Origin of the sequence: Nonomuraea sp. NPDC048916, assembly GCF_040649575.1 — a bacterium.
In the GTDB taxonomy this organism is placed as follows: domain Bacteria; phylum Actinomycetota; class Actinomycetes; order Streptosporangiales; family Streptosporangiaceae; genus Nonomuraea.
In genome coordinates this window covers 1-12206 of record NZ_JBEZFS010000075.1, presented here as the reverse complement: position 1 = coordinate 12206, position 12206 = coordinate 1, and the positions used below count along the sequence as shown (strand labels likewise).

General features: G+C 66.2%; 8 protein-coding genes. 3 read left to right on the top strand and 5 right to left on the bottom strand.

Features of this window, described 5'->3' with window-relative positions:
- Positions 1 to 218: 218 nt before the first annotated feature.
- Complete coding sequence (locus tag AB0C16_RS39085; protein WP_357691036.1) at positions 219 to 758, top strand: helix-turn-helix domain-containing protein; 540 nt, start codon at positions 219 to 221, stop codon at positions 756 to 758.
- A 274-nt stretch (positions 759 to 1032) separates the two neighbouring features.
- On the opposite strand, the gene AB0C16_RS39080 is transcribed toward AB0C16_RS39085, so the two are convergent.
- The 5 genes from AB0C16_RS39080 to AB0C16_RS39060 form a co-directional block, all read right to left on the bottom strand.
- On the bottom strand, positions 1033 to 2760 hold the full coding sequence (locus AB0C16_RS39080; protein WP_357691034.1) for an IS1634 family transposase: 1728 nt from the start codon (positions 2758 to 2760) through the stop codon (positions 1033 to 1035).
- 721 nt (positions 2761 to 3481) lie between these two features.
- On the bottom strand, positions 3482 to 4549 hold the full coding sequence (locus AB0C16_RS39075) for an ISAs1 family transposase (protein WP_357691032.1): 1068 nt from the start codon (positions 4547 to 4549) through the stop codon (positions 3482 to 3484).
- 714 nt (positions 4550 to 5263) lie between these two features.
- Positions 5264 to 6022, bottom strand: coding sequence for an ATP-binding protein (locus AB0C16_RS39070; RefSeq protein ID WP_357691030.1), 759 nt, complete (start codon positions 6020 to 6022; stop codon positions 5264 to 5266).
- A gap of 4 nt (positions 6023 to 6026) precedes the next feature.
- A complete protein-coding gene (locus AB0C16_RS39065; protein WP_357691028.1) occupies positions 6027 to 7622 on the bottom strand; it encodes a Mu transposase C-terminal domain-containing protein in 1596 nt (531 codons plus the stop codon).
- 176 nt (positions 7623 to 7798) lie between these two features.
- Positions 7799 to 8710 carry a hypothetical protein gene (locus tag AB0C16_RS39060; protein WP_357691026.1) on the bottom strand — a complete coding sequence of 304 codons (912 nt, stop codon included), beginning with the start codon at positions 8708 to 8710 and terminating at the stop codon, positions 7799 to 7801.
- 700 nt (positions 8711 to 9410) lie between these two features.
- On the opposite strand from AB0C16_RS39060, the gene AB0C16_RS39055 reads away from it, so the two are divergent.
- The gene (locus AB0C16_RS39055) at positions 9411 to 11018 is read left to right on the top strand and encodes a hypothetical protein (protein WP_357691024.1); all 1608 of its coding nucleotides are present in this window, start codon (positions 9411 to 9413) and stop codon (positions 11016 to 11018) included.
- Positions 11015 to 11734: a helix-turn-helix transcriptional regulator gene (locus AB0C16_RS39050; protein WP_357691022.1), complete on the top strand. Its 720-nt coding sequence runs from the start codon at positions 11015 to 11017 to the stop codon at positions 11732 to 11734. The genes AB0C16_RS39055 and AB0C16_RS39050 overlap by 4 nt, the downstream gene beginning before the upstream one ends.
- Positions 11735 to 12206 lie beyond the last annotated feature (472 nt).

Here is a 12206-nt window from a genome sequence, read left to right as displayed (position 1 = left end):
AACGCGCCTCATCTCGTCGCCCTGGTCCGCGCCGGGGCCACGTTCGTCAAGGGCAAGCTCGTCGAGCGGCCTGAGGAATCACCGGCCGTCGAGGACCCATCGATAGCCGCCTGAAAAAGCTTGATCCACAGGTCTTGACGATTGCTCCAGCACGGGGCGGGTTTGTTCATGGGGTCAGCGATGGCGCTCTCAGCTACGAGACAGCCGGTACCGGGGCCATGGCCGGCATCGCCTTCAGGCCGGGCGGGTTCGCCCCGTACTGGACTGGGCGCCTCAGCCAGCTACGCGGCGCAAGGGTCGACCTCGCCACCGTCTTCCCAGATGTCGACGAACGCTTCTGCGGCGAACGGCTGCAGATGCCTGAGGACGAGTTGGTGCAGTCCCTGGATGGGCTCCTACGCGCGAAGTCGGTCCAACCCCCCGTCCAGCACCTTCAGCTCATCGCGGACGCCGTCGCAGCCATGATGCGAGCGGACGGCCCCACGACGGTTGGCGCCCTCGCTGCAGAACTGTTCCGTAGCGAGCGGAGCCTGCAAGCGGTCTTCACCCGGTACGTCGGCGTGGGCCCTAAGTGGCTCCTGAAGCGGCAACGCCTGTTGCGTGCGATCGGCACGACCGCACGCCAGAAGCATCCGGATTGGGCCGGCCTGGCCGCCGACATGGGCTACAGCAGCCAGACGCACCTTCTGAACGACTTCAAGCAGGTTGTGGGAGTCACACCGACCGTCTACCTTCGGCAACTACGCCGGACGCTGTAGCAGATTCGCCGCGCGGGGATCAGGGAGGCCTCCCGGTGGTGGCGGGGAGTCTCCACTACGGCTAGGCCGTGTTTCATAAGGCCTTGAGCCACACGTTGATCGCGGCGATGGTGACAACGGCCTCGTAGCGGACGGCGAGCTTGTCAAAGCGGGTCGCCATACCTGCGTTCCGCGTAATTCGGCGGCCTGGAGTCGCGAGTCTGGGGTGTGACCTGCGCGGACATGGGTGAGGGCGCCTGAGAGGCGTTTCTCTAGGCGCTGGTGTTCGTGCTGGTCAGCGGGGTGTGGGTTCGAGCGCGACGATCTGCTTCGGTGCGGGGATGCTGAGCTTGGTCAGCAGGTCGGTCTGGGGCTTGGTGAGGGCAGTGACCTGCCGGAACAGACCAGTGGGGCCGGTGAACGTGCCGAGGTGGAGCCGGTCGAGTTCGCGGCGGGCGGTCGGCCAGGTGGCCCCGGTGGTGGTCTCCGTGATGCGGATCAGCAGCAAGGCGAGCCAGCAGAGGATGACATGCGCGCGTATGCGTTCCTCGAGCCGGTGATAGACGGGCCGCAGGTCGATGATCTGCTTCATGTCCCTCCAGCCCCGTTCGACTTCGAGGAGCTGCTTGTAACCGAGGGCGATGTCCTCGGCCGATAGATGCGGGTCAGAGCATCGCAGCAGGTACTTGCCGTCGAGGTTCTCCTCGGCCTTGATCTTGGCGGTGTCGAGGCGGAGCTTGCCGGCCGGGGTCGTGCGGAGGTAGCGGTTGAGGCCGGGGTTGTCGGCGATTCTCCCGCGGAGCTCACCGCGCTTGAACTCGCTGAGCTGGTCGGTGTTCTCGATGAGGGCGGTGAGCTGGGCGACGAGCTGTTGGCGTATGTGCTGGTCGCGTATCGCGGCTTCGGGGTTGTGACAGATCACGAACCGTTCGGTGTCGGAGATCCGCACCTCCTTGACCCGCATGTTCCCGGCGATTTCGCCATAGCGGCCCTGCCGGGACAGGGCGGCCTTCACCTCCGGGCTGCCGGAGCGGAGCTTCTCGCCGATGATGTAGGCGCCTGTTCCCTGGCGGAGGTAGCGGCGGTTGCGTTCACTGGAGAAGCCTCGGTCGGTGACCCACACGATCTTGCTCAGGGTCCAGTCACGCATGTCGTCCTTGACCTGCCGGATCAGCTTCTGGTCACCGGTGTTGCCGGGCCAGGACCAGACGCGGACCGGGATCCCGTCCCGGGTGACGGCCATCCCGATCACGATCTGCGGCAGATCGTCGCGGGAGTCCTTCGACTTGCCGAAGGTCCTGAACCCGGACTGGTCCGCCGGCTCGCCGTCGTCCCCCGCAGGGGTGTGATCCTCGGCCAGCGGGCGGCCTCTGTCGTCCCGGGCGACGGGTTGGTCGGCCTCCTCCAGCTCGAAGTAGGTGCTGGTGGTGTCGAAGAACAGCAGGTCGACCTCTAGGTTGAGGAGGTTCGCGACCTCGTCGAACACCTGCTTCTCCAGGTCGTCTGTCACCTCGTGGAGCCAGTCCATTGCCCGGTAGCAGGCGTCGTCGTCGGTGGCGGCCAGGCCGTCGATGTGCACGTCATGGGTGATCCAGTCCGCGGCGGCCAGTTTGGACGACGGGGCCAGGGCTCGGTTCGCGACCAGGGAGAACAGCACCCGCTCCGTCACGGTCATGTCCCGGCGTCGGCCCCGCTTGGGCTGCCCCACCCGGCCGACGATCTTGTCGATCCGCAGCTGCCGCCAGAGATGATCGAGGACGTAGGCGCCGCCGAACGGGACCGACGAGACGAACTCCAGGTCTCCCGCCGCTGTCGAGGCCAGCGTGTCACCCGGCTCCAGCAGCCTCGATAGAGACGCGACTAGGCGTTTGACCGCGTCCCGGTCCAGGTCGTCCTCACGGCCGAACGTGAACAGGACCTTCGGGACCGCCCGGCCCTTCACCGGATCCCACTCGTTGTGGGCCAGATGCAAGTACCGGACCGTGCCGGACTTGTTCTCCCGTTTCGTCGTCTTCACGTACATGGCTCCAGAGCATACGGAGCAAACCGAGGCCAGTGCGGGTGATTCAGCAAAATCGCGTCTCTAGGCGAAACCGGCCGCGTCACCAGCTCCTAACTCGCTGACCTGCACCTCCAGCCCGACAGCGACTCCAGAACCCCTGAATTACACGGAACGCAGGTGCGATGCTCGACTACTAAGGAGCCATCGGCGATGATGCAGGACTGGCGCTGGGCGAGCGAGCCCCAGCCTTGACCTGGCCGGATGGCGTGCATAAATCGCCGGCGCGACATGAAGATCAGGCGGGCGTTAGGCCGCCTGATGAGGGTCTTGTGACGCGCAAGTAATTTGGCACCATGACGCAGGGCTTTGGCAGTGGAGGAGCCCCTCAGCCCATCTGAAGTGCATGTTTGCAGCCGCCTGAGTCGTCAGAGTCTCTTAGGATCCACTGACATTACTTTGCGCCCGTCTCTGCTCGGTGTCATTACTGGGCGTCTTAGCTGACATTGTGTTGCGCCGCATTCTTGACGAATCGTGATGGCCAGGCGCAGGTAATCTCACACACCAGTTCGACGAGCTTACCGTTAGTGAAGGTGCTGCCGGGGGGCCAAGGCGACCAGGGGGCAGTCTCCGGCGTAGCGGTGTTTTGCCCTATTCCTCGATCATGTGAGATCGAGGACGGTGAGAGCGCGGGCGGCATCGCGGGACATGTGGCGGATGGCTTGAGCGATGTTGCCGACTCCGGTCAGGCGTAAGGCGCCAATGGCCAGGTTCCGCAGGGTGGCCATGGCGCGTGGGGCATTGCCGGTGCGGACCCGGCTGTGATCTTCGGCGTAGGTGACGTCGCGGACGTAGTGGAGCCGGTTTCGATGCTCCAGTGGCCGCGGGTCCAGGCAGCCAGGTCGGCGGGAGGAGCCTGCCAGGCGGGCAGACTGTTGATCGCGTAGACGGTCACGGTCTGCCACTTTCCCGCGCTGCCGTCTCTGACCTGGCGTTTGATCTGCATCGCCTGCACGGGGTGGGGGAACAGCAGCCCGGTGGTGACGGTGACGACTTTGAGGGTGCGGCGTTCCTCACGTCCGTGTCCGCGGTCACGTTCGCGGTGCTGGACGGGGATCTGTTTCCAGGACAGCCGTTTGACCTGCGCATACAGGCTGGGCTGGTTTTCCTTGACGATCAGTACGTAGTGCGCCCGTTTCTGCTCGATGAGGAAGGTGGCGTGCTCGCGCTGGGTATGCAGGGCATCAGCGGTGACCACGCAATCGTCCAGGTCGAGACGCTTCAGCAAGGGTTGGAAGCGGGTGATCTCGTTGGTCTTGCCGTCCACGTCGGTCTGCGCGAGCACCAGGCCGCTGGCGTGGACGAAGGCGGCCAGTAGATGCACCGGCTCACCGCCGCGGTGGCGTGCGCCGGGCAGGGCCTTACCGTCGACGGCCACGGCGCGGCGACGCACACGGCCGTCGGCGGAGGCGCTGGTTGCGGCGGCTCGCCCGGCCAGCCAGGAGCACACCGCCTCATCCAGGGCGTCGGTGTCGATCTGCTCGAACAGACGCCGCACGGTTGACTCGTCCGGTGGCTGCCATGCCCGGCTCAGCGGATCCCGGCGGACGCCGAGGACGGCCATCACTTGGGCGGGGGCATCAGCGATCCACTCACCGATCGCCGTGAAGGAGCGTGCGCCGGCCAGCACGGCAGCCGCGGCACCGGCCAGTAACGACGCCAGCGCGTGTCGGACGCCACGCGGATCGCCGGGGTCGGGAAGGCGTTGGAAGCACTCCAGCAGGTTGAGGCATTCGGCAGCGGAGGCGGCCACCGGCCCATGTTCGGCCAGTTGGCCAAGGGCAGCGCTGATCGGCGATGATGAGGGGACAGGCACGGTCTTCTCTGGTGATCATTAGGCGTCGAGAACCTCATGATCTCGAAGATCGTGCCTGTTCTCGTCCTCCGAGCCCTCATGCCGCCCCAGGACAGTCGCGCCACAAAACGGACACTCAGGCTGTTACCGATACCTCGCCGTGGCCCTGCTGTCGTACTTAAGCTTGTAGTCGAGGGCTTCAGCTTCGCCCGCCGCGTGGTTGCCTTCAAGGGCGACGAGCTGCTCGTAGGTGACCGAGTCCAATGGCGCGCCCAACAGCGCAGAGAGCCGGCGGAACGGTAAGTCATCTGGGGCTCGCTTCTGCGTTTGCCTAGCACGTCCGGTGAAGGGTCTCGCCTGTGGCCATCGGTGGCCATGGTCACGGCCAGAGATTAGCCCGAGAGCCGCTTCAGCGCGATGTCTAATCTTCTGAGTAGGCGGCACGCCGACACCTTACATACTTGCCCGACATGGCCGACTACGCCTTAAGGCTTCGCCGGAATATCCGCTGCGCACCTTGGCGTCGGAGGGAAACGTGCGGCGGACCAGGTGATCTGCCAAGGCGTCCTATCCCGGATCGCGGAAGGACTGGACGGAATCACAGCAGTCATTCGACAGCGCGGCTCAACTCTCCAGCAAACCGCGCGGATGTAGCGGCGGTATCGTTGTTGTTCAGTCGCTCTTTCCTCCGCCGAGCAGTGTGTATGCATTGGCGATGACTGCTGCGTCGATGCGCTCACGGTTCGTTTCGGCGCACAATTGTGCGGCAGTCAGAGTGAAGGTAGCCCAATTGCGAAGATTTCCTTCGCCGTATCGTTTATTGATTTCCAGGAGAATTTCCGGCTCTATGCCTTCGTAGATTGGGTGATACCCGCTGATGAGTTTGATGATCGCCTCAGCGCTGAGGTTTTGGAAGGGAAGTCGTCGGACGATGCGCGACTTCAGCATCGGCGAGCGTGAGAGCACTTCCCAGCAGCCGTCGCCACCCACAAGCAGCAGGGCGAAACAGGTGAGGTCGGAGTCGTGCAGGTGCCGGAGGACTTCGATACATTTGCCGTTGAGGCGTTGGGCTTCGTCGATGACGATCAGTCGCTCGGGCCCGGTGAGGATCTTGACGAGTCGCGCGGTCAGCTTGAACCGGTTCTCGTTTTCGGGTGGTTCGTGGCCAGTGAGGGCGGCGGCGATGATGTCGAGGGTATTGCGCATGGTTGGTTGTTCGTGGGCCTCCGTTATGTAGCAGGCTGGCGAGGATGTTGCGGCCCGATCCTGGAGTTCGGACTTAACCGCGAAGGACTTGCCGCTGCCAGTCGGGCCGTGGAGGACACCCATGCCGCGCAACTTCACCAAGTCGGCGATGATCCGCTTGGTCAGCTGGAACTGGCTGGTTTCGAGAGTTGCCACCTCGGTGAAGCCGAGGAAGTGCTTGGACATGTAATCACTCATTTCCCTCGCTCGGGCGCCGCGCTGCTGGTGGCCTCAGCCCGAGCAAGTCACTCCGTGAGAGCGCGGTCATGGTCTTTTGTTTGTTGCGTAGCGTCGGCACGAAGTTGGCGTCGGCAGCGGTGGGATAGAGCCGAGTTTCCTCGGCAGGTTCTGACCCCGTCATGGGGGCCAGTACGGTTCGGGTGATCCGGGCGGCTCTGTGTCGCTGACGTCGCAGTTCGGCGTCTTGTTTGCGAGCCTCGGCGCGATGCTGCTCCCGCTGCTCTTCGGACATATGGCGTTGGGCGGTGGCGGTGCAGCGGTATTCACCGTTCTGATACACGTCAATCCACCGGTCTTCGTGCGGCATGTAGCGGATCGCGACTCGCTCTCCGCCGCGTCCGTTTAATTCGGGCGCTTGGTAGTACAAATTGTTGTGACGAACGCCGGCGGTCTGCACGATGCGCTCTTTGCCGGCCAGCAGCAGGTACCGGAGCGTTTCGGTCGGTACGCGATGCAGCGCGCTGTCGTCGTTCTCCCAAGCTTGGAGGGGAGTGAGGCCGTGCAATGAGCTGTGGTGATGTTCGGTGTTGTACCACGTCACCCATTGGGCGAAGCGTTCAACGAACGTCTCGATCCGCATGGGAGGTGTCGGCTGGTCGCCCGCGTTGGCTCGGGAGCGGGCGTCATCAGCGATCGGTCCGTAGAGGCGACCCGAGGCTTTTCTCGGTCCTTCGGTATATCCGGGCAGCGCGGACAGGAACATCTGATCGATGGTTCTGTTGTGCCGCTCGATCTTGCCCTTCAGTTGGGGTTGGAAGGCGGGCAGCCGGGTGGTCTCGACGCACAGCGCGCGAAGGGCGTCCTGCACCGCGTGAGCGGCGAATTCCAGTCCGCGATCGTAGCGGACCAGCGCCGGTACCGCTCCGAAGGGGCTGCGTTCGGGTTCGTAGACCAGCGCCATGCGTAGTGCGGTCAGGACGGTGGCTGAGGAGGGCTTCAATGCCACCGCCCAGCCGAGGAGGACTCGGGTGCCGGTGTCGATGATGGTGGTGACCCAGGGCGTGGTGGATCGGCCGCGGGGCAGGAGCACGACGATCGGCAGGTTCTTGTGGTCCATTTCCCAGACCTGATTGCGTCTCGCCTCGGGCCTCTGCAGGTATCCGCGGTGGCGGCGTTCGCCCGCGTCGCCGGTGGTGAGGGCGGCCCGCCAGCCGGAGGTGGTTTGCTCCGCGAAGGCGTTTTGCAGGGTGCGTAGTGCCAGCGGCGGCGCGTCGGCCCAGGCGGCGAGGAATTCCGCGGGCGTGGGCACGCCGCCGACATGGCTGCGTCCCGCTCTGGCGGCTTCTCGCGCGCGATGCAGTGCGGCGACGCTGCGGTAGTAGGCGAAGGCGTCGCGGTCGATGTCGGTCAGTTCGTAGCGGGGGCGTCCGCGCTTGCCGGGAGGGGTGGGGGCGTCTTCGCGGAGCCGCCGGTAGATGGTCCGCGTGCTGACGTCCTGTGCTTCGGCGGCCATCCGTACGTGCCCGGTTGTCAGCGCTTTCGTCTTTTGCAGGTCGCGTAGGCGTGCCAGAGTGGCGGGCCAGGAGTTGTCATCGTCAGCTTTCATGGTGTGGCCGTTCGTGAAGAAGGCAATGGGCAGGGGCGAGGTAAGGGCGGGAGCTTGCGCCGGCAGGGGAGTGCGGTGACCGGGGGGCGTGACTGCGGCACCGGTGACCCGGGGCAGCGACCTGGGGCCCTTCGTGAAGCTCTGACGTTGCGCGGCGTAGGGGCTGGGCCGTCCGGTCAGCTGAGGTCGGGGGGGTTGTCCCGGGCTGGCTGGCGTGGCCGGATCACTTGTTTGCGTTGATGGTGCGCATCCCCCATGACGCGCTTGCCTGAGCGTGGGAGCGAGAAGGTACCGCCGGCACCGGCCGGGCCGGGGCTGGGGACCGCTGATCCCGGGGAGGTGCCTGTGCTGGAACTGTCCGCCGCGATGTCGTGGTTGTCGCCTGGCGTGTAGCGGATCCGCACCCGAACACCACGCTTATCGATCATCCAGGTGGCGTGGTAGCGGCCCTGGCGCCAGGCGACAGCACTGTCCCTGATGGGACGATGCGGGGATTCGGTGAGCAGGAGGGCCCGCACGATGTCGGGATCATCGACGCCGACTGCTTCGATCTCATCGTCTTGCCCCGCCTGTTGCTGGGTGCGCTCGTCGAGTAGCACCTGGGACCTATCGCGATTCCACGCGGCCCGCCACGCCAGCACGGCGTCAACGAACTGATGGAAGGACAACAAGGCGTCATCGGCCGGGTGGCTATTATCGGTGCGCAGCACCGCCGTGCCGCCGGATATCCGGGCCAGCACCGAGTCGGACATCCGGTTGTGGAGGTCCTCGGTCATCGTCTTGGCTGTGGGGACTTGAGGATGCGGACGCTCGATGCGGATGTTCAGGTTCGCAGCGGCCATGGCGGCGCTGAGCGTCGGGTACAGGGCACTGCTGTCGACGCATATGCGCTCGGGCAGCTTGCCCATCGGTCCACGGGGTTCCCGTTGCAGCAGCGCCGTGCGTAACGGTGTCACAACGGCGGCATGCCGGGGAGCGCCGGCTGTGATGGCCAGGCCCATGATGAGCGAGGTCGCGGCGTCGACGACCCAGATGACCCAGGGCGTTATCCGTGCGCCGTTGCTGTCGACGCGCAGGCGAAACGGCATCTGGTCGATGTGCCAGGCACGGGTGCGACATGGTGGGGCCGCTGAGGGCCAGTGGTGAGCGGTTGTATCCATCGAAGCTCCGCCCTGTACGACTCGAGGAGCCCCGGTGAACGCATGGAAGGCGCACCCGGCCAGCGATGACGCTGTCCCCGGCCAGCAGCCATTTGATGGCGTGGTGGTACCACCAGGAACTCTTCGATGACTGGTTGTCTGGAGTACCTCTTCCCGAAGTGAACACCCTCAATGACTGCAGCGCCACCCCTTCGCTTGAATCACTGCAGCCTCATCATGATCAACGCTGAGCCGCGATGACTGCGAGTCGCCTGGTTCCCGAGCGTGAGCGTCCGCCTGAACGTCCAGGCGCGCGATCACCTGCTCGCACGGCAGCTGCGCAAACCGCGTCCACTCCCAAGCTGGACCCTTCTGCCACGCGCCCCACCGGAGCGAGACGGCCTCGCACACGCCCACGTTCGCGGCCTCCACGATCATGCTCAGCGCCGACTTGGCGGCCCCGGCACACAGGCTGGAACGGGAGTCCGCCGCTTGGTAGCGTTTCGGCGACGGTGTGGCAGAGCAGTCGAAGACTCGTCACGCCGCGTGCTGGGCATCTGATGCGCGCAGGACATCGGTGGTGATCAGGACGCAGCGAGGGCACGACGGCCTCGTGTGCAACGGCAACCGTGGGGGCGATGAGGCTGTCATGACGACCCCCAGCGGCCACCCGGTCATGATCGTTATGGATCCCGGCGACGACGTCCACTGCGTCACCGCGGCGTGGGGAGCGCACGACCCGTCAGCAGGTGTGATCACGGTGCATCCGACCCCGGGCACGACCCGGATCGAACATATGTGCCTGGACGTGCTGAACGCGCTCGACAAACCGATCGACCAAGCGCCAGGCTTATCCGGCGCGGGAGGCCGTCAGGCCCACATCGAGCACGCCGCACGCGCTTGGATCTCCGCGGAGGGCGTCTGGCACATCATCGTATTACGCGCGCACCTGCTGACCCGGCCGCAACGCGCCTGGCTGATCACGTTCGCGGCCGACGCCGGTGCCGTGCTGACCGTCGTGTGGCATGCCAACGAACCCGCCGACTGGTCGGCCGAGATGCCCGGTCAACGCGGCTGGACGGTGATGCCGAGCCTGCACCAGGCCCTCGTCGCCGCACGGCTGACGCGCAAGCCGTGGCGAGCCGTGCCGCCTGCACGATCCGTGCTGCACTGCGCCGGCGGGGAGCAGGTGCCCAGCCCTCACGAGGAGCACGCCGCCGACACCGTAGCGCTGCCGCCGCTTCCGGGCAGCGACTTCCCCTCCTTCCGCGCCGATTCCTTTCGAACCCTGCGGCTGAGCCCGGATCCCGCTGTGGCTGCCGTCTTCGGAGACAGCGCCTTCGACGCGGTCGACGCCGTGTACGGATACGGCATGGACATGGCCTGCACCTGGATCCTTGAGCAGGATCAAGCGGCGGCGGCAGAGTCCGCCCCGCGCGCCCGCGACCGGCAGGGTGCCCGGCCCAGCGCGGCCGCACACCTCGATCGCCTGCAGCGGTTCCTGGCCGGCATCGACCCGCCGATCACGTCGGCCCGGCGACCATCGCCGAGCATCGCACCGGCAGAGGAGTCCCCCTATCCGCAGCGCGCCGGCAACGCACGAGGCTTGCGGCTGTTTTTGGCCGACCTGGTGGCCGACTGCCCCACCCGCGGCCATGCCATCGCTCGTATCCGGGGCGCGCAAGCGGGCTTTTTCGCTCACGGATTACTGCTCGCGGTTCCACCCCTGCTGGACCGGGCCACCGGCCGCGGCCTGGTCACGCAGTTGGATGCCGAACAAGCTGATCGGATCCGCTCACATGTCCTGCATCCGGTGCATGCCGCCGCGCTGGCGGCCGTGCTGTGCACCGGGGCCGACCCGGCTGACGTCGCGGCCGCCGCGGCACACGCCTGCAGCCCCGACGGCGCTTTCCTGCACCTGGCGGAGTCACCGCTCCAGGGGTTCGTGAGAGAACCGGTGAGCTACGGAGTGCCGTCATACGCGCGGTCGCTGCTGCGCGCCGCGCGTCACTACCACACCCTGTGCGGCTACGACGCGGCCGCGCCGCTGCTGGCCGACGGCATCGGGCGCGAGTGCCGGCAGTTGATCGCCACGGCCCGGCTCTGCGCCATGCCGATTCCCACCGTGCTCGCCGGACGGCAAGGCGATCTGCCCTGGGATCTGCGCACGACCTGCTGGCGAGTGGGTGAGCCACTCCACCGCGCCGGGCAGCGGTCACCGCAAGGACGCGAATCTGCGGAAGAAGGCCAACATTGATCAACTCCGACAAGATCAAACAGCGGCTGTCCGAACTCGGCATCGATGCCCACGAGTTCCGGGCACGTGCCGGCATCTCCATCGATGTCCTGGATGACGGCCCGGCGCTGGCGACGATCAGTGCCGAGACGGTGATGCGCATCTGTGAGGTCCTGGAGATTGAGCTCGCGGAACTGCTCGGCCGGCCGCGGCCGGCCGGACCCCATCGCCCGGATGAAGACGATCTGGTCATCGAGGCCGCGCTGGCGCGGCACGGCCAGTTCGCCGCTACCGACCTGGCCAGGGCCCTGAACTGGCCGTTTCAGCGGGTTGAACAAGCCATTCAGGCGTTGACTTTGCGCCTGCTCGGCACGGCCCTGCAAGTGGTCCGAGCAGGCGATCGTGTCCGCTTGGAAGCCCGTCCGGCACTGCTCGACGCCGAGACCCAGACGCGGCTGCACGCGGCCGAGCAGGCACAGATACCGCTGTCGGCACAGGAAGCGGTCGTCGTGCTGCAGTTGCTCCACCATCACCACAACGCCGTGCCGGACCCGCTGCCTCTGGACGCGGAGACGATCAGCGTCCTGCTTCACCGCAGATTCGCCATTCAAGACAGGACCGACCTGCAACCACATGTCGACATCAGCTTCAGCATGGGCCTGAAGGCGCTGCCCGAGATCCCCGGACGTCACCGTGCCAAGCCGTCAGGAGGAGCCGGCTACCGATCCCGATCATGACCGTGTCGCCCTCGTCTTGAGGCAACCGCCCTGCGCGGCGGCGCCAACGGGCAAGAGGCATCGCCTCCCCATCCGGCACCCCTGCGGACACGCCATCCACCTCCACCGCAGCCTAGGCACCCCCTCTGTCGGGACCCGCGCCCGGCGGTGCGGGTCACGTCCACGGCCGCCAGGCGAAGCTGCGGGCGGCGGGGCCTGAACGGAGACGCCCCGAACGTCGGCGTCGTTCAAAGCGCCTGGCTCATCCTCTCCCGCGCGCACCTTCGTCCCGGCATCCGCAGCTCTAGCGCACCTGGTTTTGGAGGCGGGCACAAAGGCGCGCTATTGGCCTCGATGACTCACGGGGTGGCTGTCCCTCTTGATCGATTTCGGCTGATGGAGATTTCTGCCTGGTCGTCCTGTTCGCTGCGGATAGGTGGCGTGGCAGCCTGCCCGGGACGCTCGGGTGGGCGGCGGTTCCACGGGCCGCGAT